Genomic DNA, 25626 nt, shown 5'->3' with positions numbered 1-25626 from the left:
ATGGAACTGTTTGCACAGCAGATGGAATCGGCCCGCCGGATGGTGGAGGCGCGGCTGGCAGAATATTTCCCCGGAGATGATCTGCAAAGCGCCATGCGGTACAGCCTGCTGGCCGGAGGCAAGCGCATCCGTCCTATTCTCTGCATGAAGTTCTGCGAGGCGGCAGGCGGGACCATGGAGGAGGCGCTGGATTTTGGCTGCGGCGTGGAGATGCTCCACACCTATTCCCTGATCCATGATGACCTGCCCTGCATGGACAACGATGACCTGCGCCGGGGCAAGCCCACCAATCACAAGGTATTCGGCGAGTGTGTAGCGACCTTGGCAGGGGACGCATTACAGGCGGCGGCCTTCGAGACGGTGCTCTCCGCGGAAGGGAAGTGGCGGCACGGCGGCGGAGCTTCCCGTGCGACGGCGGCGCTGCTCCTGGCAAAGGCCGCTGGCGAAGCGGGCATGTGCGGCGGACAGTATTACGACACCATTGGCGACGGTAAGGTGATCCACACCGCCGAAGAGCTGACGGCCATTAACGATAAAAAGACCGGGGCCTTGCTGCGGGCGGCCTGCATGATGGGGGTCGCCGCGTCCCTAGGCCGCCGGTCGGTGGACGGCAGCTGCATGGACGCCGCCCGGGATTATGCCACAAATCTGGGCCTGGCCTTTCAGATCCGGGACGACATGCTGGACGTGATCGGCAGCGCCGAGGAATTTGGCAAGCCCATCGGTTCCGACGCCTCTAATGAGAAATCCACCTATGTGACGCTGCTGGGCCTGGAGGAGTGCGGCCGCCGGGTGCTGGACTACACGGCTAAGGCCAAAGCTGCGCTGGAGAAGGGGAAGTGGCGCGGCGGCACGGAATTTCTCGCTGCCCTGGCGGACAGTCTGGCAGAGCGAAACAATTAATAAAGATATGCGATCATTCCCTCAATAAAGCAGATCACGAAAAAAGACCAGTTCAGATCGAACTGGTCTTTTTCTATATATACCCACGATGAACAAAGGACAACATGTTTTTTCAGGGGATCTTGAGCTGCTGGCAGATAACCGCTCTTTGTCACGGAGGGAACTTGGCAGGAAAAGAAAAGCCTCCGCGCTGCCGCTGGTATAGGCAATGGAACATGCGGACGGAGCGTGGATGGCGGCGCGGAAGTATAAAAGGGAGGTCTATAACATGGGAAATTACGGCTATATCCGGGTCAGCACCAGAGAGCAGAACGAGGACCGGCAGCTCCTCGCTCTGCGGGAACTGCCTATTCCGGAAAAAAATATTTTCATGGATAAGCAGTCTGGCAAGGATTTCGACCGCCCGCAGTATCGCAGGCTGGTGCGGCGGCTGAAGCAGGATGACCTGCTGTATGTCAAAAGCATAGATAGGCTTGGCCGCAACTACAAAGACATTTTGGAGCAGTGGCGTATCCTCACCAAGAACAAGGGCGTGGACATCGTGGTGCTGGACATGCCCCTGTTAGATACCCGCAGAGGCAAGGATTTGATGGGCACGTTTTTGAGCGATATCGTCCTGCAGGTGCTGTCCTTCGTAGCGGAAAACGAGCGCGCAAATATCCGGCAGCGGCAGGCGGAGGGGATTGCCGCCGCCAAGGTCCGGGGCGTGAGATTCGGCAGGCCGCCCCTGCCTCTACCGGACAATTTTAACGAGATATGCAAGGCGTGGCGGGCCAAGCGGCTGACGCTGAAACAGGCGGCGATGGCCTGTGAAATGCCGGTGGGGACCTTTTACGCAAAAGCTATCAGGCTTGAAAAAACTGCGGAATAACAGTAGCCCTGCGGTTCGAAAAAGTGTACTTTTACAAATTTTTATTTTTAGCAAGATTCACTTGTATTATACACAAAATTTTCCATTCTTTCAACACCTTTTTTCCATTATGTATAGCAAACATGAAATTTCATAAATGTACACTTTTTTATAAGGAGGTGGTACAGATCAAAAATACGATCGAAGCAGCGGATCATAGCCTCCCCACAAACGCGGCAAACAACGCCAGGGGCGGCGGACTATGGCCGGATTACTGCCATACGATGCTCATCTGTGTGGACAGCTTTCAGAACAGACTGGCTGCGGGCCGTTTATACACTTACTGTTATTCCTATGCCCGGATTTTCCACAGCCTGGATCAAATGCTGTTTCAGGTCGAGTCTATTCTGGATGAGACCGGCCTTGCGCAGCGGTGGAACCGGCCTCGGACATTATTGGAGTCAGATCAGGAAGAGACGTCCAAAGCCGCTTTTCCGGACCGGCACATGCCCGCTCTGAAGCCCCAGCATCTGCAAACGATACGGGGAAAGCTGGCCACTTTCCAGCTGCGGGTGTACGCGCGGCAGAACGCCTCCATGCAGGGAATCCTTGAGTTTGTGGAGGGAGGGCGCGCCAGCTTTCGCAGTGCCTTGGAGCTGACCCGCATGATCCTGGAAGTTGTGGAGGCAAAAGGCGATGGATAGCCCACCCTGGAGAGGACAGACTCCGCCGCTCGGCACGGCATTACTTGACAGCGGAACGCATAGAAATTTCAGGGGCCCGTGCCCCAAAACATGGAGAGAAAATCGGAGGGGAAATACATGAAAAGACGGATATTCGCAAGTTTGCTGGCGCTTTGCCTGCTGGCTGGTTTGCCAGTGAAGGCCTTGGCGGCAGAGGACGCGGACAATGAGCAAGAAATAACCGCGCCTGCGGAGAATATCGTGCAGGAGCCGGAAGGTGAAACGTCTCCGGAGACCTGCACATTGACAGAGGGCTGTACGCTGCCCGCTGGGCATGAGGGCGAGTGCGTCCTGGACCCGGCAGATACCAGGAATGAGGAAATGATCGCAGACCCTGCGCCGGGGGAAGCGCTCTGCACAAAGACTGCCGGCTGCACCCTGCCGGACGGCCACGAGGGCGAGTGCGTCCTGGAACCAGAGGAAGAACCGGAAAATGGGGCATCATTGGATGCAAGCAATGTAATCGAAGTTGATACCGCTGATGGATTGGCAGCAGCGATTAAGAATGCTTCGCCGGATGCACCTACTACGATTCAGATCAATGCCGACTTGCGCTTAACCAGAGAAATTGTCACAAATAAGGAAATCATTTTAACATCCAATGGAACGCATACCATCACCTTTTCTTCTGTGGATGGGAAGAGGATCGGTTTTAATATTTATGGCGGCGGGTCGTTGACCATTGGAACGTTAGGGGACGATGTGAATACCCTGACTCTCATTGCGGAAAGCGCAGAAAGTGTGCGCTGTCTGGTCAATTGCAGCAACGACGGCAGCTCCTTTGTGTTAAACAGCGGCGAATTGAAGAGCAGCGCTGCCAATATGACGCACGGCGTTGTTTGCCTCACATACGGAGGCGAATTCACCATGAACGGCGGCACAATCAACGTTGATTCTAACGTTGATTCTAACGTTGATTCTAAGGCGCGGAATGTTTGGGTGGATAGTTCCACTTTTATCATGAACGATGGTGAAATCACAGGCGGCAAGGTTGATAATCAAGACGGCCAAAGAGGACAAGGCGGCGGCGTCTACCTGAGCGGAACAAATTCCCGCTTTGTCATGAACGGCGGCTCAATTACGAAATGTGAGGCCATTTATAATGGCGGCGGCGTCGCCCTGATGTCCAGTGCTGCATTTGTAATGAACGGCGGTACCATTTCAGCCTGCACATCCAATGTTGGCGGCGGCGTTTACATGAGAAATGGTGAGAACTCCTTTACTATGAACGGCGGCACCATCACTGGATGCACCGCCAAATTTGGCGGTGGCGGCGTTTATATGGAGGATCATAATCGCTTTACCATGAATGACGGCACAATCTCCGATTGCGGACGTGTGGAAGGAGGAACTACGGTCTCCAACGGCGGCGGTGTTTGGGTGAAAGGAGCCGATGCGACCTTTACCATGAACGGCGGCGAGATCACCAGATGCAAAGCGCCTGACAACAATGGCGGCGGTATTTACGCGGAGGACGCCACTGTGACCCTCAAGGGAACCATCAGCCATTGCGAGGCTCAATTTGGCGGCGGCGTAGTTGGCTCGGGCAAGCTGAATATTGAAGAAGAGGGAGCCATTAATAACTGCACAGCTGCAACACATGGCGGCGGCGTTTTCGTGAATGGTTCCGAGGCCGAACTAACAATGAACGGCGGAGTAATCACGGACTGCACAGCTCTTCAGGGCGGCGGCGTGTTTTTCCGTGAAGGCAAGACGTTTGCATTGCAGGACGGAGAAATCTCCCGCTGTACGGCCACCGGCAATATGGCGAACGGCGGCGGTGTGTTTTTGCAAAAAATCCAAACGTTTTCCATGTCAGGCGGAACGATCACCGGGAACATCGCTCCATATTTGGGCGGCGGTATTTACATGGGTCAGGAGGACACACCTGCGGGCAGCTATCAAATAACGGCGGGTGAAATCTCTCAAAACAGCGTCAGAGATCCTTATGGATTTGGCGGCGGTATTTACGTGCAGAAGGGCATAACACTTTACCTGGAGAATACACTTGTCACAGGAAACACGGCTTCTGCGCTCGGCGGCGGCATCTGGGCCTGTCGGACCGGGGATATCAAGGTTTATGTGACGGACGGCGGAGCCGTTTATGACAATGACGCGCAAGGAGCAGGTGGAGCCAAAACGCCGAGTCAGGCCGGAGATGATATCGCATTTGTAGCTTCTTTAGGGACTGCTTCGACCATGACCCTGTATCAAAGGATGCTGGGCGGCGGACTCAATCACTATTATAAAGACGGCGGCATCACTTGGCTGGAGCCCGGAGCTGACCACACCGCAGGGCTCGGCCTGGGCGCACCGGACGGCACAACATCCCGCCATGGAGACAATTACAAGGAGCTTTGCACAAACACGGAGAATATGACCGGCTTTACTGCCCTGAAAAATGTTGTGACCGATGAAGCGGAAGCTGCGGCCCAGGCCGCCGCGAAGCTGACTATCACCGGCAACAGTGCCTCCCGGGGCGGCGGTATAGGCACCAACGGAAACCTCATCATCGGCAGGCCAGATGAGACTTATACCCTCACTGTCAAAAAGGATTGGAGCACCACGCCGGAGAACAGACAGGTCGCGATCACGGTGTACTTGATGGCAGGGGACACGAGGCTGGATTCCGTAGTCTTGAACGAAGAGAACAGCTGGACGGCAGAGTTTACCGGCCTGCCTGCCCCGGCTGCGAGCTACACAGTAGTGGAGGAAACCATATCGGGAGATTTCCAAACTACATATTCCGAAGCCGTAGTGGATGAAGCAAATCACACGATCTCCATCACGATCACCAACACCTATGATCCGCAAACAGGCGGCCTGACCGTTTCCAAGACCGTCTCCGGCAGCGGGGCCAGCAGAAGCAAGCGGTTCACCTTCACCGTAACGCTGGACGACAAGTCCGTCAGCGGCAAATTTGGCGATATGGCCTTTGAAAAGGGCGAAGCCGTCTTTGAGCTGAAGCACGGTCAGAGCGCCACAGCCACCGGCCTGCCGAAGGATATTGGCTACTCAGTGAAAGAGAGCGGCAATGGTGGCTATGATGTGACCGCAAAGGGAGATACGGGGACGATCCCTGCGGGCGATATCGCGGAAGCGATTTTTAAGAACTATAAGGATGACGATCCAGATGAGCCCGATGATCCCGACGATCCCCCGGAGCCTCCGCCCGACGACCCGGATGATCCCCCTCCGCCGCCGGACGATTCCGACGACCCGGACGATCCCCCGCCCCCTCCGCCGGACACTCCGGATACGCCCGATGAGCCCGGCGACCCCACGCTGGACCTTCCACAGCCGGGCGTTCCCCAGCAGGGCACTTATCCTCCCGCCACCGGCGACAACTCCATAGTCTGGTGGGCGGCCCTCCTGCTGTCCGCCTGCGGCTTGGCTGTTCTGGCCCTGCTGAAAAAGCGCGGGGAGGCGTGAGCCGTACAGTCGATCCCATTCCAACAAAAGCAGTCGGGTCCCAAGGGACCCGGCTGTTCTTTTCAGATGCCGTCCAGCGAGTCAAAAAAATTCACAGTTTGTATATACAGAAAATATTGTATATTCGGAATATTCGTGCTATACTATATCACGCTAAGCGGCGGCGCAGTATTCTAGTCAGATCTGCCGTTTCCGAGGGAGGGCCTAAAAATCCTCTGAAGGGCACATCGATGAAACCTCTGGTGCCTGCTTGATACGCCCAGTCTTGGGTGGGTGCTGGGGGGAAGCGCGCTGCGCGCGCTTGCGGACTCAGGGCGATGAACAATGGCATGTTTGACCCGACCCTGTTTCTGTGGAGACCTGCTCTTGTGCGCGGACGTACTCCCGTTGTGGTATTTCCGGCCCGCGTACGAAGCAGATTGTGAACCTGCAATGCGGTGCATCGGTCCAGCAGGGCCGTAACGCTGTGTGCAGACGTAGCCTGCCTTGCGTGGGGCGGGTGGATGAGGGATCAACGCAGCGAGCAGCTCTGGCCAGAGCGACTGACTGCGATCGCCCTTTGAAACCCGTTCTGCAAAAGAGGCTAAAGAAGCGGACGGACTGTGGTGGAAATCACCTAGGCTGTCTTGACCGGGCAGGAAAAGGATTGCAGTGCGGACTAAGTGGCAATCGGGTAGTGCCGATGGCAACACGGTACTGCGGAGCCGAACGGGGAACCGCCTCCATCGGCAACGAGAGGTGCTTCGTGGGGAAATCCAACCCGTACCTAAGCCGTAAGATTTACTTTTCCTGCCGCCGCTGGCTTAGCATACTTACGTTTATCCTCTATGGAGGTATTTGTTTGAAAAAACAGCAAAGTGGAAAAGAGAAGAGGGGCGGCGAATCCTCCCAATATCGGTGGGCCTTGACGGTCTTTTTGATGGCGGTCTCCCTGTCCGCAGCATTATCTCTGGCATCTCAGTCAATGCTGGATGGCGCGGGCGTGGTAGTCGCTGTTTTGATTTTATCCCTGTTTATTGGTCTTGGCATCGTGTTCGATGTGATCGGCGTCGCTACCACAGCGGCAGATCCGAAACCCTTTCATTCCATGGCAGCCCATAAGGAGAAGGGCGCTAAGGAATCCCTGTACCTGCTGCGAAATGCCAGTCATGTTTCCAGTGTCTGCAACGATGTGGTGGGAGATATCTGCGGGATCGTCTCAGGCGCTACCGGCGCGGTGATCGTGACCCAGCTTCAAAATGCTTTGAATACGCGAAATGTTTTGATTTCCGTGGGCGTTACCGCCTTGGTGTCTGGCTTGACCATTGGCGGTAAGGCGTTGTCCAAAACGTTTGCCATGAAACAGAGTACCAAGGTGGTGTATTGGGCGGGGCGTTTCCTGCACATTTTCCATCGGGGATAGAAAGGCGTCTCATATGATATTGGAATCCATCCACTCTCCCGCCGATGTAAAGGCGCTGGGAAAGGAAGAACTTCCCCGCCTCTGCCAGGAACTGCGGGAGTTTCTCATAGACAACGTCTCCCAGACCGGCGGCCATCTGGCCTCCAATTTGGGAGCGGTCGAGCTGACAGTGGCTATCCACCGGGTATTTGACACCAGCCAGGACCGGCTGGTATTCGACGTGGGACATCAATGCTACGTCCACAAGGCCCTCACCGGGCGGCAGGAACTGTTTTCCACGCTCCGTCAGTTTGGCGGCCTGTCCGGTTTCCCAAAGCCTTACGAGAGCGGCCATGACGCTTTTATTGCCGGACATGCTTCTAATTCTGTTTCGGTGGCGCTTGGAATGGCAAGGGCAAGAACTTTACAGAACATTGAATACAGCGTCCTGGCGCTGATCGGTGACGGCGCGCTCACCGGCGGGCTTGCCTACGAGGGTCTGAACAACGCTGGAGCTTCCCGTGAACCGCTGATCGTGATTTTGAATGACAACGGCATGTCCATCAATCCAAACGTGGGGGCCATGCCGGGGCATCTGAGCCGCCTGCGGAGCAAGCCGGCCTACTATCACTTCAAAAAATGGTACCGAAGCCTGTTCGGAAAGGACCCTGCGAAGCATCCCCTTTACCGCTTCAGCCATCAGGTCAAGACCTCTCTGAAAAAAGCGCTTTGGCCTGGGAGCACCCTGTTTGAGGATATGGGCTTCACTTATTTGGGGCCGGTGGACGGCCATGACATCCAGCGGCTGTGCGACACGCTGACTTGGGCCAGGGAGCTGCGGTGTCCGGTGGTGGTCCATGTCAACACAGTAAAGGGGAAGGGCTACTCCTTCGCGGAGCGGGATCCCGGTCGGTTCCACGGCATTGGCCCCTTTGATCCAGTGACAGGCCTGGCGAAAAAGAGAGATGCGGAGACCTTCTCCTCCGTGTTCGGGAAAACGCTGACAGACTGCGCCGCCGGTGACCCGCGTGTCTGCGCCATTACCGCCGCCATGGCCGACGGCACCGGCCTGACAGGCTTTGCGAAGCATTTTCCGGACCGTTTCTTCGACGTGGCCATTGCTGAGGGACACGGCGTTTCCATGGCGGCGGGCATGGCCAGTCAGGGATTGCTGCCGGTGTTCGCGGTGTACTCCACTTTTTTGCAGCGAAGCTATGACATGCTGATCCACGATGTGGCCCTTGAGCGGCTCCATGTGGTGCTGGCGGTGGACCGGGCGGGGCTGGTGGGCGCCGACGGTGAGACCCACCACGGCTGTTTCGATCCGCTGTTTCTATGCACCATCCCCGGCTTCACAGTGCTGTGTCCCGCCAGCTTTGCGGAACTGCGGTCCATGCTGCGGCAGGCGCTGTTTGAATTGAATGGCCCGGTGGCGGTCCGGTATCCCCGGGGCGGGGAAGGGACCTTTCGGGGGGATCGCTCGGACAGGCCCATGGTCTCCCTGCGGTCCGGGACCGGGGGCTTGACTCTTGCCGGCTACGGCATATTGGTCAATCATCTGCTGGAGGCTGCTCGGCTGCTGGAGGCCGACGGCATCCAGACGGAGGTCGTGAAGCTGAACCGGATCTCGCCGCTGGACCATGAGACGGTTTGTCAGATGCTGGGGGATCGGGAGCTTCTGCTGGTGCTGGAGGATTCCTTCGGCGCGGGCTGCGTGGGGCAGCGGCTGGCCGCCATTCTGGCGGAGCATGGCCGGGCGCCCAAACGGCTGATCCTGAAAAATCTTGGAAAGACCTTTGCCCCGGAGGGCAGCGTGGCAGAGCTGGAACACAGCTTTGGCCTGGACGCCGCCGCCATAGCGGAGGCTGTACGGGAGGCGGTGACCCATGGCGAATAAAACACGGCTGGATGTGCTCCTGGTGGAGCGGGGCCTGCAGGAGAGCCGCCAGAAGGCACAGGCCACCATCATGAGCGGCCTGGTTTTCGTGAAGGGCCAGAGGATTGACAAGCCCGGCACTGCCATTTCCAACGATGCGGAGATCGAGATCCGGGGAAATGCGCTGAAATACGTCAGCCGGGGCGGTTTGAAGCTGGAAAAGGCCATGGCGGTCTTTCCCGTTCGCCTGGATGGGGCAGTCTGCGGTGATATCGGTGCCTCCACCGGCGGTTTTACGGACTGTATGCTGCAAAACGGCGCGGCCAAAGTCTACGCCGTGGATGTGGGCTATGGCCAACTGGCATGGAAGCTGCGGGAGGACCCCCGGGTCGTCTGCTTGGAGCGGACCAACGCCCGGTATCTGACCCATGAGCAAGTGCCGGAGGAACTGGATTTTGCGTCCATAGATGTCAGCTTCATCTCTTTGAAATTGATCCTGCCCTCCGTCTGCGGTATCCTGAAGAACGGCGGCCATGTGGCCTGTCTGATCAAACCACAGTTTGAAGCGGGCCGGGAAAAGGTAGGCAAAAAGGGCGTTGTCCGGGACCCAGCTGTCCATCTGGAGGTGTTGGAGCACTTTCTGGAACATGCAAAGTATTCCGGCTTTACAGTACTTGGAATGACGTATTCTCCCATCCGGGGACCGGAAGGGAACATTGAATATCTGGGATATTTGGAAAAGAACCCTTGGCGGGAGGAGACCTTTGATCTGAACGCTTTGGTGGAGGAATCCCACCGTGTATTGAAGGAGAGCGGAGAGGCATGAAAAAGATCATTTTGTGTCCCAATCCCAATCGGGATCAGGGCATGACCGCGACCCGGGCGGCGGAGAAGATCCTCCGGGAGCTGGGCTTTCAAACCGTGGTGTGCTCACCCTTCAAGGACCAGAAGGAGGGGGCATTTGCCCACTATGATGTGCGGCCCCTGCCCCAGGAACTGAAGGACGCTGACCTGCTCATCACCTTCGGCGGCGATGGAACTATTCTGCATCTGGCCAAGCTGGCGGCGCTGCACAAGATTCCGGTGCTGGGCATCAACATGGGCGGACTGGGTTTCGTGGCGGAGCTGGAGGCCGGAGAGCTGGAAACGCTGCGGAAGCTGAAAGATTGGGAATTTGAAACGGAGCAGCGGATGATGCTGGACGTGGCCGTATTCCGTGAGGGGCGGCAGATCTACACCAATCTTGGATTGAACGAGGCCGTCATCCGGGAGGGACCCATCTCCCACGTCATTCACTTGAAAATCTCCTCCGACGGCCGCCATCTGGCGGATATTGCCGGCGATGGCGTCATCGTTTCCACGCCTACCGGATCCACGGCCTATTCTCTGTCCGCCGGCGGTCCGGTGGTAGAGCCGGTGGCCCAGACCATGGTGGTCTGTCCCATCTGTATCCACAACATGCGCTTTTCCTCGTATGTTCTGTCTCCGGAGCATGTGCTGACGGTGGAGCTGGAGCGCAATGGCCGAAAGCCGGTATATCTCTGCGTGGACGAGAGCCGGGCCTTCGCCCTCCGCTCCGATGATAAGGTCCAGATCCGGCGCAGCAAGTACGCGCTGCGGCTGGTCCGCCTGACTGAGAAGAGCTTTTGCGAAATATTTGCCCAAAAAATGCTGCCGGGAGGATTTGAGCGATGAAAAATGACCGTCAATCCATGATTTTGGATATCATTTCCCAGGAAAATATCGAGACCCAGGAGCAGCTACTGGTCCGGCTCCAGGAGCGGGGCATTACCAGCACCCAGGCGACCATTTCCCGGGACATCAAGCAGATGCACCTTATCAAGGAGCCTATGGGCCAGGGAGCGTACAAATATGCTGTGTCCGGCAACCGGACCAAGCTGAACTTCGCGGAGAAGCTGCGGACCATCTTCCGGGAGAGCATCACCAGCATTGCCTACGCGCAGAACATCGTGGTGCTGAAAACGATGCCGGGTCTTGCCAACGCCGCCGCCGCGGCGCTGGATAATATGGATATCGGGTATATGGTTGGATCGCTTGCAGGGGACGACACGGCGTTTTTGCTGATGCGGGACACGGAATCCGCGGCGATCTTCTGCGAGGAGATCAAAGAGATGCTGTAAAATGCTAGGAGGGGAGCAGGCTCCCCTCCTAACCTCCCCACCAGTCTTGCGGACTGGTGAACGCCGCCCAAGGCGGCTAAATCAGGGTATTTTCGCCACGCGCATGTCGCGGCGAAAATAATTGGATGATATTCGCTTTGCCTTTGACAAAGCGATGAGAGAAATTACAGATTTTTTTAGTTATTCGGCGGCTATTGCGGGAAAGGAGTATTCCTATGCTGGAACTGCTTCACATTGAAAATATCGCCGTGATCGAGCAGGCGGATATCCAGTTTCGCCCGGGCTTCAACGCCCTCACCGGCGAGACCGGCGCGGGCAAGTCCATCGTCATCGACGCCATGGGCGCGGTGCTGGGGGGGCGGACCTCCCGGGATCTGATCCGGACCGGCGCGGACAAGGCGTTTGTCAGCGCCGCATTTTCTGGTGTGTCTCAGGACCAGCCGGGACTGGCGGAAAACGGCGTGGTCCCGGACGAGAATGGGGAGCTGCTGCTTCAGCGGGAGATCGGCAGCGATGGAAAGAACATCTGCCGGGCGAATGGACGGCCCATCACTGTCAGCCAGCTGCGGCAGATCGGCGGGGAGCTGCTGAACATCCACGGCCAGCACGACGGCCAGCAGCTCTTGGACGAGGAGCAGCACGGCACCTACCTGGACCGCTTCGGGCGGACGGAGGCCCCTTTGGCGGCCTATCAGGCGGCTTACGCCGTCATGACGGAGCTGAAGGCCCAGATCCGGGCGCTGGAAATGGACGAGGCAAAAAAGGCCCGCCGTGTGGACAGCCTCCGCTTCCAGATCGGCGAGCTGGAACGGGCGGAGCTGGTCCCCGGCGAGGAGGAGGAGCTGACCGCCCGCCGGAATCTCCTGCGGAACGGCGAGAAGTATCTCTCAGCTCTCTCCGGCGCGGACTATTGCCTCAGCGGCGGAGAGGAGAGTGCCGGGGCTGTGGACCAGCTCCGGGACGCGGAAGAGGCGCTGTCGGGCATCCGGACCCTGGGCGACGACCTGATGGAGTTGTTCAAACGGCTGGGAGAACTGCGGTGTGAAGCATATGACCTTGCGGATACCATCCGGGACAAGCGGGCGGAATTTGATTTTTCGCCTGCTGAGCTGGACGCAGTGGAGAGCCGGTCCGACCAGCTGTACCGGTTGAAAAAGAAGTATGGGGCCACTGTGGAGGACATGCTGACCTATCTGGACAAGTGCCGCGCCGAGCTGGACGCCATCGAGACGGCGGACAGCACGCTCCTTCTGCTGGAAGGGAAGCTGAAAAAGGCGGAACAGGCCGTCCGGGAAACAGGAAATACTCTGACTGCCGCCCGGCAGGCAGCCGCCAAGGTCCTGGAATCGCGGATCCAAGCAGAGCTGCGGGACCTGGATATGCATCGGGTCCGCTTCGCCATCCAGTTCGAGGAAAAGGATCCGTCTCCCGACGGCTTGGATGCCATTCGCTTTCTGATGTCCGCCAACGTGGGGGAGGACCTGCGGCCCATCGCCAAGATCGCCTCCGGTGGCGAGCTGGCCCGGATCATGCTGGCACTGAAAAACGTGCTGGCGGAGCAGGAGGCCATCGCCACTTTGGTGTTCGATGAGGTGGACACCGGCGTGTCCGGCCGGGCGGCCCAGAAGGTGGCGGAGAAGCTGGCCCAGGTCAGCCGCCGCAAGCAGGTACTGTGCGTGACCCATCTGCCCCAGCTGGCTGCCATGGCGGACACCCACTTCTCTGTGGAGAAGGGGGAGAGCAAGGGGAGAACCTTTACACGTGTTGTCCAGCTGGACCGGGAGCGCCGCAAGGCGGAGCTGGCTCGGATCACCGGCGGCAGCAAGGTGACGGAGGCACTGCTGGAGAGCGCCGGGGAGCTGCTGGACGAGGCGGAGGCCTACCGGCGGACGCTGTGAGGAGAGATCAAGAAAACGGCTGACATTCGTCAGCCGTTTTCTTCTTTGTTGAGTTCGATTTTGCCGTGTTCTTTTTCGAATTCGACAATGCACCGGCGGATCAGATAGAGGACCTGTGCGCTTCCGCTACGACCCTCATACTCGGCAATATAAAAGATTTTGTCATGGGCCTCATTGTCCAGCCGAATGCCTAGGTGCTTTTCATATTTCTTTTTCATATTGTACTCCAATCAAACTATTTATAAGTTGATTTTAAGTACAAAATGCGTTATTATGCAAAAATGCACGCAATATGTATGCACTATTAGTACGAAAGGATTGGGGATCATGGAAATGAAAGGACCGGATTAGAAGAAAATGTACCTGGCGCTGTTTGAAAAACTGGAGGACGCGCTGGAGGCGCTGCCGCCATTCCCCGAAAATGCCAGGACTTATGAGATCCTGCAGGGCGCCATGCAGGATGCGGAGGACATCTACTGTGAGGCGGAAACAGAAGATGACTGACACATACGCATAAAATCACGTTGTTTTCCCAAATTCAGTTGACAATTCTCAATAAATCGGCTACAATACACACTGCATACAGCGAGGAAGCGGAGGAGTAACCGGAGCGGACCTGCCAAGAGAGCCCCTGGACGGTGGAAAGGGGAGAGGGACCTGCGGCGAATACACCGTGGAGCTGGCACCCAAACGGCTTTTGCCCAGTAGGCGTGCTCCGGGTGCGCCCGTTACCGCGCTGCCGTGTGTTGGCACGGCTTGAGGCGCCGCTCGTGAGGACGGCGCGAACCAGAGGTGGTACCGCGAAATGCTTTCGCCCTCTGTCCCAAAGGGACGGAGGGCGTTTTTTCTCTGTCCCGAACATTGAAAATAAGGAGATAACAAGTATGCAGATCTATGAAGAACTGAAGGCCCGGGGCCTTATCGCCCAGGTCACCGACGAGGAGGAGATCCGGAAGCTGGTCAACGAGGGCAAGGCGGTCTTTTATATCGGCTTTGACCCCACCGCCGACAGCCTCCATGTGGGCCACTTCATGGCCCTGTGCCTGATGAAGCGGCTCCAGATGGCGGGCAACCGGCCTATCGCCCTGATCGGCGGCGGCACCGCCATGATCGGCGATCCCTCCGGCCGTACTGACATGCGCTCCATGATGACTCGGGAGACCATCCAGCACAACAGCGAATGCTTCAAGAAGCAAATGGAGCGGTTCATCGAGTTCGGCGAGGGCAAGGCCATGATGGTCAATAACGCCGACTGGCTGCTGAACCTGAACTATGTGGATTTCATCCGGGATATCGGCGCCTGCTTCTCCGTGAACAACATGCTGCGGGCCGAGTGCTTCAAGCAGCGGATGGAGAAGGGCCTCAGCTTCCTGGAGTTCAACTATATGCCCATGCAGTCCTATGACTTCTACCACCTGTATCAGGAATACGGATGCAACATGCAGTTCGGCGGCAACGACCAGTGGAGCAACATGCTGGGGGGCACGGAGCTGATCCGCCGCAAGCTGGGAAAGGACGCTCACGCTATGACCATCACCCTGCTGCTGACTTCCGAGGGCAAGAAGATGGGCAAGACCGCCAAGGGCGCCGTATGGCTGGACCCCAACAAGACCCCGCCCTACGAGTTCTATCAGTACTGGAGGAACATCGAGGACGCCGACGTGCTCAAGTGCATCCGGATGCTGACCTTCCTGCCTTTGGAGCAGATCGATGAGATGGACAAGTGGGAGGGCAGCCAGCTGAACCGGGCCAAGGAGATCCTGGCCTATGAGCTGACCAAGCTTGTCCATGGCGAGGAGGAGGCGGTCAAGGCCCAGGAGACTGCCCGGGGTTTGTTCTCCGGCAGCGGCGACACCTCTAATATGCCCGCCACAGAGCTGCCTGCCGACAAATTTGAAAACGGCGCTATCGGAGTCATCGGCCTGTTGGTGGCCTGCGGCCTGTGCGCCTCTAACGGTGAGGCCCGGCGGCTCATCCAGCAGGGCGGCGTGACGGTGAACGAGCGCAAGGTGGCCTCTATCGACGTGACCTTTGACCAGGCGGACTTCCAGGGCGACGGCGTGGTCATCAAGAAGGGCAAAAAGGTATTCCACAGGGCCTACGTCAAATAAAAGATCATCGCCGCTTTGCGGCTGGATAGCTGGATAAGAGATAAAAGATAACTTTCAGAGGAAAGGATATCTCTTATCTCTTATCCTTTATCTCTTATCTTGTTTCAACTCTATGATATACAGAAAGGAAACAGTATGATCACAGTCAACGACATCAGCATGAACTTTTCCGGTCAGACGCTGTTCAAGCATGTGGACCTGAAATTTATTCCCGGCAACTGCTACGGGATCATCGGCGCCAATGGGGCGGGCAAATCTACCTTCCTCCGTATTCTCTCCGGCGACCTGGAGCCTACCACTGGCGAGGTGGTCATCTCCAAGGAGGACCGCATGTCCATCCTGAAGCAGGACCATTTCCAATATGATGCGTATACCGTGCTGGACACCGTTATTCTGGGAAACCAGCATCTGTACGATGTGATGAAGGAGAAGGACGCTCTGTATGAAAAGGAGGACTTCACCGACGAGGACGGCGTGAAAGCCTCTGAGCTGGAGGCGGAGTTTGCCGAGATGGGCGGCTGGGAGGCCGAGAGCGACGTCTCCCGGCTCATCCAGGGCCTGGGTCTCAGGGGCGACATTTTGTACAGCGAGATGTCCGCCCTCACCGCCAAGGAGAAGGTGAAGGTGCTGCTGGCCCAGGCGCTGTTCGGCAAACCGGACATCATCCTGCTGGACGAGCCGACAAACCATCTGGACATCCAGGCCATCGAGTGGCTGGAGGACTTTTTGATGGACTGCGAGGCACTGACCCTGGTGGTCAGCCACGACCGCCACTTCCTGAATACGGTCTGCACCAACATTGTGGACGTGGACTACGGCCAGATCAGGATGTACGTGGGCAACTACGAGTTCTGGTACGAGTCCAGCCAGATGGTCCAGAAGATGATCCGGGATCAGAACCGGCGGAACGAGGATAAGATCAAGGAATTGCAGCTCTTCATCCAGCGCTTCTCCGCCAACAAGTCCAAGAGCAAGCAGGCCACCGCCCGCCGCAAGCTCTTGGACAAGCTGACGGTAGAGGAGATGCCCGCGTCCTCCCGGCGGTATCCCTTCGTGGGCTTCAAAATGGACCGGGAGTGCGGCAAGGAGATCTTGACCGTTGAAAATCTGAGCAAGACCGTGGACGGCCGCAAGGTGCTGGACAATGTCAGCTTTCGGGTCAACAAAGGGGACAAGATCGCCTTTGTAGGCGAGGATGAGATCGCCAAGACGACCCTCTTCAAGATCATCATGGGGGAGCTGGAGCCGGACGAGGGCAGCTACAAGTGGGGCACCACCATCACCACCAGTTATTTTCCTTTGGACAACTCCGCTTTTTTCAATGGCTGCGACCTGAACCTGGTGGACTGGCTGGGCCAGTACACGGCGGATAACGCCGAAGAGGGAACGGAGTCCTTCAAGCGCTCTTTCCTGGGCCGGATGCTGTTCTCCGGCGACGATGTGTTCAAGCCGGTGAAGGTCCTCTCCGGCGGCGAGAAGGTGCGGTGTATGCTGTCCCGGATGATGCTGTACGGCTCCAACGTGCTGGTGCTGGACCAGCCCACCAATCACCTGGATCTGGAATCCATCACTGCCGTCAACAACGGCCTCATCGACTTCAAGGGCGTGGTGCTGTTTGCCAGCCATGACCATGAATTCGTTCAGACTGTGGCCAACCGAATCATGGAATTTGAAAGCGGAAAGCTCATTGATAAGATGGGGACCTATGAGGACTATATCGCCTTCCGCCGGGAGCGGATGGCTTGAAAAAGATCATAAAATAAAGGTTTTTCCCTTGGAAACAGGCGGCTGTCAGCCGTCTGTTTCCAATTTGTAACCGCTTGTCATCGTTTTGTAGTTGATATCAGATTTTGCCATCGTTATACTGTGTGTATTCCGGTACAGGGGTGGTATTTTATGCAGAAACAACAGCTTTTGGGGGCGCTGATCCTGCTGGCGCTGACGGCGGGAACGATCCTCGCGGCCCAGCCCGCGGCGGCCCGGCAGCGGGAGGCGGCCCAGACGGAGAAGGCGTATGCAGAGCTGCTGGCCGCAACGCCGGTAGCGGAACTGGAGGGGGAGGGGACCTCTCCCAACGGCAGGTTTGAAGTGCGGACCGTGGGGGAGAGCCAGCACTATGTCAGCGGCGTGGTGACGCCGGAAAAGCTCCAGGTGGTGAACACTGCTACCGGCCAGGTCCTTTGGGAGGACATGGGCTATGTTTCACAATCCGCCCTGTGGTCGCCGGACGGCAAATTTCTGGCCCTGTCCTACGGGGGCCGTACCTGGAGCTACGTAAGACTTTTTGAGACAGACACCTGGACCAGCTGGGACTTCACCCTGCCAGACGGCTCCCCCATCCCGGAGTATACCTTCCTGCCGGAGGACTGGGGGCACTGGGAGCGGAACCGGGCGGTCCCGGAGGAGACCTACCACCTGCTTTTGACCGTGGGCCGGGGCGGCGACGGGGAGGAGGTCCACACCTACCGCTGCTCCCTACGAATGGAGGAGGGGCTGCTGACCGGCTCTGTTCTGGAGCAGACCCGGTCGCTCCTGTCCGAGAGCTATGACTTTGACCACGACGGAGTGGCTGAGACCACGGAGCTGGTGACGGTCTGGGAGCCGGAGGGGGACCGAGCGGCCTGGTATGAGGTACAGGTCACAAGGGCAGACGGCACCCTGCTTTGGTTGGAGACCGCGGCGGATTACCATGCCGGGATCAACTCTCTGTACGCGTTAAAGCTGGATGGCCGGGATTACCTGCTTCAGTACTGCCCATACATGGGACAGGGCTATTGTACGTACCAGTACCGTGTGTTTTCGCTGGGCGGCGACGGGGAGCCGGTGGTCTATCAGGAGAACGGCGTAGAGTTTGACATCAACTTCGGCAGTCCCATACACAAGAGCTTTGATGTAAAGTCCATCGCCGCATTCCTGCACCAGGTCCACGGGTATCTGGACAGCGCCCAGGTGCTGGTGGATACCACCTGGGGAGAGCTGCTGCCGGAGGACACGGACTACAGCGACCTCCCGGCCCTGGAAAGGGCTTTGGAGGATTATCAGAGGGAATGACCTCATAAAATCAGCCGCCCGAAAAAATTTTTCAGGCGGCTGTGTCATATTCCAGTATCCTGGAAGCGTTACAAAGAGCAGAAGGCGCATTACTGGCATTTGCGGGCCGCCTGATCTGACGATCCTCTTGCGCAAAGCCGCATTCTGTCGTATAATCAGAGCAGCAAGCGGGACGAGTGCGTTCCGGGTCAGTTGAGGGACGATATGGAGAAGATTCAAGCGGAATTTGAGGTCACGGTGGGCGATTTCCGAAAGGCGTTTTATTTCGGTACTTTTCTGCGGCACCGCCGCCCGCTGCAGATCATGTTTGTTGTGCTGGCTGTAGGGGTCCTCTATGCCATCGGGATGCAGATGGGCCTGGGACCGGGGAACTATTTGGTGCTGTTCCTGGCAGCGGCTTATCTGGTCTGGGGCCTGCTGCTGCTGGCCGGAACAGAGCGGAATATCCGCCGGAGCCTCCGGGCACCGGGCTGCCTTATCGGCAGCCGCTATGTCATGACGCTGGAGAGCCATCGTATCCGTATCCAGATTCCCGCGAGGAAGGTGGATATCACCAAGCAGGTGAATCAGTTGGCCTGCGTATTTGAGCTGAGCCAGCTGTTTCTGATCTATGTGGACAGCCAGCAGGTCTATCTGCTGCCGCACCGCAGCTTAACAGAGCAGCAGCGTCTGGCCTTGCGGAAAAACTTCCGGGAGCGGCTGGAAGACCGATTCAGCTCCAGATTTGAAAAAAGACGATAAAAAGGCATCCCCGCTGTGGAACCACAGCGGGGATGTTTTTTAATGGATCATTTGCTGACTGCGGCAGGCTTAGACCTGCTGGAGATCCGATTGGTGAAGTAAACCAGCAGGACCAGGGCGATGCCCAGGATATCGGTAAAGGTGCCGGGAATCACCAGGCAGAGGCCGCCGGCCAGAGAGACCAGGCGCATCAGGGGATTCACGGGACCGTTCAGATAACCGATAAAGCCAGCGCCGATGCCCACCAGGCCGATGATGGCGGTGATGATCATGGGCAGGGCCTCCAGGAAGGAGCCGCCGATCATGATCATTTTGGGATTCAGCGCAAACATATAGGGTATCAGGAAAGCCGCGATGGCCAGCTTTGTGGCGTTGACGCCGGTTTTGAAGGCGTTGCCCTTGGCGATGGCGGAGCCGGCATAAGCGGCCAGGGCCACAGGCGGGGTGATGTCGGCCACAATGCCGAAATAGAAGCAGAACATGTGAGACGCCAGCATGGGAATGCCGGCCTTGATCAGAATAGGCGCCGCGATGGTGGAGGTGATCAGGTAGTTGGAGGTGGTGGAGACACCCATGCCCAGGATCAGGGAGGTGAACATGGCGCACACCAGAGCCAGGAATACGTTGTTGCCCACCAGATCGAAAATGCCGGCGCCGATGCGCTGGCCCAGACCAGTCAGCGTCACCATGCCGATGATGATGCCGGCGGTAGAGCAGGCGGTGGCCACGGAGACCACATTGCGGGCGGCCTGGGGCAGAGCGGTGAAGATCTGCCGGAAGGGAACGTGGGTACCCTTGCGCAGATAGGGGACGATGATGCAGACCAGGCAGCCGATCAGGGCGGAGCGGGTCACGGTGAAGCCGGACACCATCAGGTAGATAATGGCGATCAGCGGCAGGAGCAGATGGCCCTTGTCCCGGATCAGCGGCCACAGCTTGGGAAGCTCGCTGCGGGGCGTTCCCTTCAGGCCCAGGCGCTTTGCCTCCAGATGGACGCTGATCCAAATGCCGATGAAGTACAGCGCGGCGGGAATTACGGCGATGAGCATCAGCTCCCGGTAGGGGACACCGCAGGATTCAGAGATCAGGAAGGCGGCGGAGCCCATGACCGGCGGCATGATCTGACCGCCGGTAGAGGCGGCAGCTTCCACAGCGCCGGCAAACTCAGGCGTGTAGCCCAAGGATTTCATCAGAGGAATGGTAAAGGACCCGGTGGACACCGTGTTGGACACGGAGGAACCGGAAACGGTCCCCTGCAGTGCGGAGGAAAGAACAGCTACCTTAGCGGGGCCGCCGGCCGCCCAGCCGGCCAGAGAGTTGGCCAGATCAATAAAGAATTGACCGATGCCGGTCTTTTCCAGGAAGGCACCGAACAGGATGAACAGGAAAATGTACGTGGAGCAGACGCCCAGGGGATTGCCGATGACGCCCTCTGTGGTGATGAACAGGTGGGTTATGATCCGCTTCAAGGCGAAGCCGCGGTGCTGAAGGAAACTGCCCATGTACTTGCCAACCATGCCGTAAACAAAGAAGCAGGAGGCGATGATGACGATGGGAGGCCCCACCACGCGCCAGCAGGCGCACAGGACCAGCAGGATGCCGAGACCAGCCATGATGGTGTCCATCATCGTATAAGCGCCGGCGCGGAACTGCAGGCCCTTATAGTTGAGGATGAAGTATCCGATCACGCAGGCGAACAGCGCAGCCAGGACACAGTCATACCAAGGCAGCTTTTTGCGGTCCGCGTTTTTGGTAGCGGGATAGATCAGAAATGCCAGGCAGATAGCAAAGCCCAGGTGGGTATAGCGCAGGATCTGCAGAGGGACCTTGTTGGAAATGGAAGCGTACAGCTGAAACAGGGCAAAGACCGTCAGAACGACCTGAAGGATCTTCTCCCCGCGGGGTGAAAAAATCTTGTATTTTGACTCACGGTCGATGGCGGACAGATCCACTTCTTCCGGAGGAGTCTGTTGTTTCTTAAAAAAGGCCATACCGTCTCTCCTTGTAAGTTTGGTAAGAAACAGGCAGGACAAAACAGCGCTCTGTCCTGCCTGTTCGGTGCAAAAGACTTACTTCAGATAGTCGGGGATCTCAACGCCCTGCTCCTCATAATACTTCATGGCGCCAGGATGCAGGTCGCTGGGGATGCCGCTCAGGGCGCTTTCCAGGCTCATGTAGTTGCCCTTGGCGTTGATCTCCTGGATGTCGCCCAGGTTCTCATAGATAGCCTTGGTCAGAGCGTAGATCTCGTCCTCAGAGAAGGTATCGAGGCAGACCAGCATGGACTTGACAGCCACAGAGGTGACCTCGTGGCCCAGGTTGTATTCGTCGGTCTCGGTGGTGAAGGCGGAATAGAAGGGATACGCCTCCAGCAGCTTGTTCAGGTGCTCGTCGTCGATGGTCAGGACCTCAATGTTGCCGTTCAGGGACAGCTCGGTGACATTGGCGTTGGGATAACCGGAGCACATGAACATGGCGTCGAAGGTGCCGTCCTGGATGCCGTTCTTGGCGGTGGACTGGTCGGCGAAGGTCTCGTTGATGTCGTCATAGCTCATGTCGTAAGCGCCCAGGATCTGACGGGCAGCGACCTCATAGCCGGAGCCGACGGCGCCGACGCAGATGTTCTTACCGGCCATGTCAGCCACGGAGCTGATGCCGCTGTCCTTCCGGACCACGATCTGCACCATCTCGGGATAGCAGGCGGTGACGGCCTGGAAGTTGGTGATGGGATCGCCGTCAAACAGCTCAATGCCCGCGTGGGCATAGCTGTAAACGTCAGACTGGATCAGGGCGAACTCGTTTTCAGCGGCACCAGCAGGCGGGCGTTCTCGGTGGAGCCGCCGGTGGCGTTGACGGTCATGTTAGCGCCGGTGACGTTGTTGATGACGGTGCACATGGCGTTGCCGAAGTTGTAGTAGTTGCCGGTGGCGGAGCCGGTGCCCACCAGATAACTGCCGGAGAAGGTGGGTTCGCTCTCGGCGGGGGCGGCAGGCTCAGCGGTCTGGGTATCAGGTTCCTTCGTGTCTGCGGGTTCTTCCGCTTTCTTGCCGCCGCAAGCGGTCATGGACAGGACCAGCAGAAGGGTCAGCAGCAGAGATAAAAACTTTTTCATACGATTTCCTCCAGTAAAAATATGAGTTTTGCTTATTTGCAAAAAAATGCAACAATAAGCAAAATCATTATACTAAAAAATCGTCAAGATTTCCACGCATTAGATTTAACAAGATTTTTTTGCAAAATTTACGATTCTGATATAAAATGGCTTAAATTAAATTTCATTCAATCATTACATCGAAAATTTGTCTATATTTTTAAATTTTACTCATTGTATTTTTCAAAAAAAGGTATATACTCACTCAAAAGGAAGGGAGCGGATGGCAATGGTGGTAGAGCGCATCCAAAACAGCTATTCTAAGATGTCCACTGTGGAAAAACGGATCGCGGATGTTATTTTGCAGGACCCTGTGAAGGTCACAAACATGACAGTAGCGCATCTGGCGTCTCTGGCCGGCGTGTCCGAGGGCAGCGTCATCAATTTTTCTGGCCGTTTGGGAATGCGGGGTTTCAGTGCTCTGAAGATTGCCCTGGCCCGGGAGAGCGACAGCTTCAAGGGCTTTTCCTTCGGCAGTGTGAGCAGGGAGGATAATCCATGGTCTGCCATGCAGAAGGTGATGGGCAACGCGGTGGACGCGTTTCAAAAGACCGGACAGGCACTGCAGGCTTCAGAGCTGATGATCGCGGCGGACCTGCTCATGAGCGCCAAACGTATCGACATTTATGGCGCTGGAGATTCTGCTCTGATGGCGCAGGATGCCTATCTTCATTTCATGCGGATCGGCCTTCCCGCTTATGCGGTGCCGGATTATCTGACGCTGAGTATCGCTGCTTCACAGCTGGACAGCGGCTGCGTGGCCCTGGCGATCTCCCATTCCGGTCAGACGATGGAGGTCCTTCAGGCCATGAGCCTTGCCAAGCGGCGGAAGGCAAAGACCATCTGCATCACCTCCTATGCGGAGAGTACTTTGGCTGGGTTGTGTGACACAGCACTGGTGACGTTCTCCAAAGAGGCGGAGCGCCACGAAGAAGCGTCGATCTCCCGCCTGACCCATCTGCTGGTGCTGGACGGTCTGTGCGCCTATATCAGCGCACAGGGAGGCACAGCGGCGATGGAGCGGGAGGAACAGGTCAATTTGCAGCTGATGCGGCATCGCCGCCCACGCTGAGAGGAGCGAGAAGGATGGAGCAAAAACGAGTCTTGCGGACAGTGCTTCTGCTGTCCTGGATGACTTATATGACGGCCTATCTCTGCCGGGTGAACCTGTCCACCGTGCTGGACAAGCTGGCGGTAGGACTGGGCGTCAGTGTGGAATATCTGGGTGCCGCCAGCTCCGTATATTTTGTTACCTATGCCGTGGGCCAGCTGCTGAACGGCGCCATCGGGGACCGGGTGAACCCACACCGCTTTTTGATGCTGGCGCTGGTCATGACCGGCGGCATCAATTTGATCATTGGCCTGCAAAGCAGCGGATCTCTGTTTTTCCTGCTGTGGGGGCTGAATGGCTTTTGCCAGTCCATGTTCTGGAGCACACTGCTGCGGCTGCTGTCTGTTTATTCAAAGGAAGAGCAACGAAAAAATGTCTCCACCATCATGTCTACCTGTTCCGTAACAGGCTATCTGCTGTCCTGGGTCGTGCTGAGCAGCATGCTGCAAACTCTCAGCTTCCGGCCGTATTTCCTGATCCCGGGCGTGATCGCGCTGGCTCTGGCGCTGCCATGGTATGTCCTCTCCAAAAAACTGCCCTTTCAGGCATCTTCTGCCGGCCGCAGGCCCACGCCGCCGCTGAGAGAGGTGGCCCGGGAATTTGCTGAGGATCAGCTTTATTTCATCTGCCTTCTCTGCATGGTAGTGGGTGCTATCCAAGAAGGTGCGGTGTTCTGGCTGCCGCTGATCTTCACCAGCGTGCTGAATCTGGGAGAGCAGTCACTCTTGCTTCTGGTGCTGATCCCCTTCGCCAAACTGGCGGGCGTGTTCCTGGCCCGAGCTGTTTTGGCGGTATTTCGGGAAAATGTCCGCACTGCCATGATCGCCATGCTGACGCTGGCCTGCGGCATTGCGGGGACGCTGGTCCTGACCAGCCGGCACACAGCCTTTTTCACAGTTCTGCTGATCGCCGGACTGATCGCGGTCATCAATGCCAGCAACTGGTACATGATCTCTTATCTGCCCCTGTATTTTTCCGGGCGGAATATCGTGTCCACACTGGTAGGCACATTTGATTTCTCCACATATGTAGGCGCTTCCATCATGTCCGGCCTGTTGGGCGTGTTGCTGAACCGCTTTGGCTGGATCGCCCTGCCGCTGCTTTGGCTGGCGCTGTCGGCGGCTGGACTGCTTTTGGCTCTGACTGGCACAGGCGGATGCCTCCGCAGAAAGGGTGCCCGCCGGAATGCCATGACAAGCGTTTGAACACTGCGGCTATACCTAAAATAATATCAAAGAGACTGCCAATAAGGCAGATACCCATTGAGAATAGCCCTGTGTTCTGCCTCCCTGAAACACATCTGCAAAAAACCGCCCATGCTGAGGCATGGGCGGTTTTTTAACAAGGGAGAAGGCCGTATTTTATGAGGATGTTTTTGATCCGCTCCAGGTTTGGTTTGCTTGGCTCGCACAATGGAAGCCGCAGCGCTCCAGCCTCCCAGCCCAATAGGTTCAGAGCCGTTTTCACTGGGATGGGATTTACCTCACAGAACATGGCGTCGCAAAGCTCCTTTAAGTACAATTGCAGCTTTCCAGCGGAGGCAAAGTCATTTTCCTGACACAGCTTTACCAGAGCGTGCATCTGGGCGGGGATAATATTGGCAGCTACGGAGATAACTCCCACGCCTCCCAGCGCGCAGATGGTCACAGTCTCGTCGTCATTGCCGGACCAGATATAAAAATCCTCGGGACAGAGGTTCCGGGTCCGCTGGATGACGCCCAGGTTCCCGCTGGCCTCCTTGACGCCGTTGATATTGGGGTTCTTCGCCAGCTCCGCGTAAGTCTCTGCCGTAATATGAACCCCAGTGCGGGACGGGACGTTATACAGGATGCATGGAATGGACACCGCGTCGGCGATGATGTTGTAATGGCGGATCAGGCCCATTTGGGTCGCCTTGTTGTAATATGGCGTTACGAGAAGCAGGCCGTCCGCTCCGGCTCGCTCCGCGTCTTTGGAAAGCGTCATCGAGATCTCCGTGGAGTTGGATCCGCTGCCGGCAATGACCGGGACCCGGCCCGCCACATGCTCCACACAGACCTCAATGGTCCGCATCCGCTCATGGTAGGTCATGGTGGAGGCCTCGCCGGTGGTGCCGCAGACAATAACGGCGTCGGTGCCGTTTTCCAATTGAAAGTCCAGGAGCTTCCGCAGGGTCGTAAAGTCCACGGTCTCACGGTTGAAGGGGGTCACAATGGCCACGCCGGAGCCGGTGAAAATTGGCTTTCGCATATCAGTAC

At 57.2% G+C, this 25626-nt stretch carries 22 protein-coding genes and 1 other annotated feature; of the genes, 17 read left to right on the top strand and 5 right to left on the bottom strand.

Annotation, left to right across the window (positions count from 1 at the left end; all coding sequences use genetic code 11):
* The 10 genes from Q0Z69_RS03210 to recN all read left to right on the top strand — a co-directional run bounded on the left by Q0Z69_RS03210 (position 1) and on the right by recN (position 13224).
* Positions 1-903 (top strand): polyprenyl synthetase family protein, encoded by a 903-nt coding sequence (locus tag Q0Z69_RS03210; protein ID WP_298029776.1) that lies wholly within the window; start codon positions 1-3, stop codon positions 901-903.
* 268 nt (positions 904-1171) lie between these two features.
* A complete protein-coding gene (locus Q0Z69_RS03205; protein ID WP_298029775.1) occupies positions 1172-1774 on the top strand; it encodes a recombinase family protein in 603 nt (200 codons plus the stop codon).
* Between the two features lie 122 nt (positions 1775-1896).
* Complete coding sequence (locus tag Q0Z69_RS03200) at positions 1897-2457, top strand: hypothetical protein (RefSeq protein WP_298029774.1); 561 nt, start codon at positions 1897-1899, stop codon at positions 2455-2457.
* A gap of 117 nt (positions 2458-2574) precedes the next feature.
* Positions 2575-5928 (top strand): Cna B-type domain-containing protein, encoded by a 3354-nt coding sequence (locus tag Q0Z69_RS03195; protein WP_298029773.1) that lies wholly within the window; start codon positions 2575-2577, stop codon positions 5926-5928.
* An 841-nt stretch (positions 5929-6769) separates the two neighbouring features.
* Positions 6770-7330, top strand: a complete 561-nt coding sequence (locus Q0Z69_RS03190) for a hypothetical protein (RefSeq protein WP_298029772.1) — start codon at positions 6770-6772, stop codon at positions 7328-7330.
* Positions 7331-7343: 13 nt separating this feature from the next.
* Complete coding sequence (gene dxs / locus Q0Z69_RS03185) at positions 7344-9206, top strand: 1-deoxy-D-xylulose-5-phosphate synthase (protein WP_298029771.1); 1863 nt, start codon at positions 7344-7346, stop codon at positions 9204-9206.
* Entirely contained in the window at positions 9196-10011 is an 816-nt protein-coding gene (locus Q0Z69_RS03180) for a TlyA family RNA methyltransferase (protein WP_298029770.1), read from the top strand. Before dxs ends, Q0Z69_RS03180 begins: the two co-directional genes overlap by 11 nt.
* Positions 10008-10880, top strand: coding sequence for an NAD(+)/NADH kinase (locus tag Q0Z69_RS03175; RefSeq protein WP_298029769.1), 873 nt, complete (start codon positions 10008-10010; stop codon positions 10878-10880). The genes Q0Z69_RS03180 and Q0Z69_RS03175 overlap by 4 nt, the downstream gene beginning before the upstream one ends.
* The gene (gene argR, locus Q0Z69_RS03170; protein ID WP_298029768.1) at positions 10877-11326 is read left to right on the top strand and encodes an arginine repressor; all 450 of its coding nucleotides are present in this window, start codon (positions 10877-10879) and stop codon (positions 11324-11326) included. Before Q0Z69_RS03175 ends, argR begins: the two co-directional genes overlap by 4 nt.
* Positions 11327-11541: 215 nt before the next feature.
* Positions 11542-13224: a DNA repair protein RecN gene (recN, locus tag Q0Z69_RS03165; protein ID WP_298029767.1), complete on the top strand. Its 1683-nt coding sequence runs from the start codon at positions 11542-11544 to the stop codon at positions 13222-13224.
* Between the two features lie 29 nt (positions 13225-13253).
* Here the strand turns inward: recN and Q0Z69_RS03160 are convergent, their stop codons facing one another.
* Complete coding sequence (locus tag Q0Z69_RS03160) at positions 13254-13442, bottom strand: hypothetical protein (RefSeq protein ID WP_298029766.1); 189 nt, start codon at positions 13440-13442, stop codon at positions 13254-13256.
* A gap of 139 nt (positions 13443-13581) precedes the next feature.
* On the opposite strand from Q0Z69_RS03160, the gene Q0Z69_RS03155 reads away from it, so the two are divergent.
* The 5 genes from Q0Z69_RS03155 to Q0Z69_RS03135 all read left to right on the top strand — a co-directional run bounded on the left by Q0Z69_RS03155 (position 13582) and on the right by Q0Z69_RS03135 (position 19127).
* Positions 13582-13728, top strand: coding sequence for a hypothetical protein (locus Q0Z69_RS03155; RefSeq protein WP_298029765.1), 147 nt, complete (start codon positions 13582-13584; stop codon positions 13726-13728).
* 75 nt (positions 13729-13803) lie between these two features.
* Positions 13804-14046: a binding site (T-box leader), on the top strand.
* A 62-nt stretch (positions 14047-14108) separates the two neighbouring features.
* Positions 14109-15335: a tyrosine--tRNA ligase gene (tyrS, locus tag Q0Z69_RS03150; RefSeq protein ID WP_298029764.1), complete on the top strand. Its 1227-nt coding sequence runs from the start codon at positions 14109-14111 to the stop codon at positions 15333-15335.
* A gap of 135 nt (positions 15336-15470) precedes the next feature.
* On the top strand, positions 15471-17081 hold the full coding sequence (locus Q0Z69_RS03145) for an ABC-F family ATP-binding cassette domain-containing protein (protein ID WP_298029763.1): 1611 nt from the start codon (positions 15471-15473) through the stop codon (positions 17079-17081).
* Between the two features lie 150 nt (positions 17082-17231).
* Positions 17232-18386, top strand: coding sequence for a hypothetical protein (locus Q0Z69_RS03140; RefSeq protein ID WP_298029762.1), 1155 nt, complete (start codon positions 17232-17234; stop codon positions 18384-18386).
* 204 nt (positions 18387-18590) lie between these two features.
* Complete coding sequence (locus Q0Z69_RS03135; protein WP_298029761.1) at positions 18591-19127, top strand: YcxB family protein; 537 nt, start codon at positions 18591-18593, stop codon at positions 19125-19127.
* Positions 19128-19174: 47 nt separating this feature from the next.
* Here the strand turns inward: Q0Z69_RS03135 and Q0Z69_RS03130 are convergent, their stop codons facing one another.
* The 3 genes from Q0Z69_RS03130 to Q0Z69_RS03120 form a co-directional block, all read right to left on the bottom strand.
* The gene (locus Q0Z69_RS03130) at positions 19175-21118 is read right to left on the bottom strand and encodes a TRAP transporter permease (RefSeq protein ID WP_298029760.1); all 1944 of its coding nucleotides are present in this window, start codon (positions 21116-21118) and stop codon (positions 19175-19177) included.
* A gap of 78 nt (positions 21119-21196) precedes the next feature.
* Positions 21197-21877 (bottom strand): TAXI family TRAP transporter solute-binding subunit, encoded by a 681-nt coding sequence (locus tag Q0Z69_RS03125; protein WP_298029889.1) that lies wholly within the window; start codon positions 21875-21877, stop codon positions 21197-21199.
* A 35-nt stretch (positions 21878-21912) separates the two neighbouring features.
* A complete protein-coding gene (locus Q0Z69_RS03120) occupies positions 21913-22239 on the bottom strand; it encodes a TAXI family TRAP transporter solute-binding subunit (RefSeq protein ID WP_298029759.1) in 327 nt (108 codons plus the stop codon).
* Between the two features lie 262 nt (positions 22240-22501).
* Here Q0Z69_RS03120 and Q0Z69_RS03115 point away from each other — a divergent pair, with 262 nt between their 5' ends.
* Positions 22502-23350: a MurR/RpiR family transcriptional regulator gene (locus Q0Z69_RS03115; RefSeq protein WP_298029758.1), complete on the top strand. Its 849-nt coding sequence runs from the start codon at positions 22502-22504 to the stop codon at positions 23348-23350.
* A 14-nt stretch (positions 23351-23364) separates the two neighbouring features.
* Positions 23365-24594: an MFS transporter gene (locus Q0Z69_RS03110; protein ID WP_298029757.1), complete on the top strand. Its 1230-nt coding sequence runs from the start codon at positions 23365-23367 to the stop codon at positions 24592-24594.
* Positions 24595-24727: 133 nt separating this feature from the next.
* On the opposite strand, the gene dapA is transcribed toward Q0Z69_RS03110, so the two are convergent.
* Positions 24728-25618 (bottom strand): 4-hydroxy-tetrahydrodipicolinate synthase, encoded by an 891-nt coding sequence (gene dapA / locus Q0Z69_RS03105; RefSeq protein WP_298029756.1) that lies wholly within the window; start codon positions 25616-25618, stop codon positions 24728-24730.
* Positions 25619-25626 lie beyond the last annotated feature (8 nt).

Source organism: uncultured Dysosmobacter sp. (genome assembly GCF_947631165.1).
In the GTDB taxonomy this organism is placed as follows: domain Bacteria; phylum Bacillota; class Clostridia; order Oscillospirales; family Oscillospiraceae; genus Oscillibacter.
This window is presented reverse-complemented; position numbering and strand designations above follow the sequence as displayed.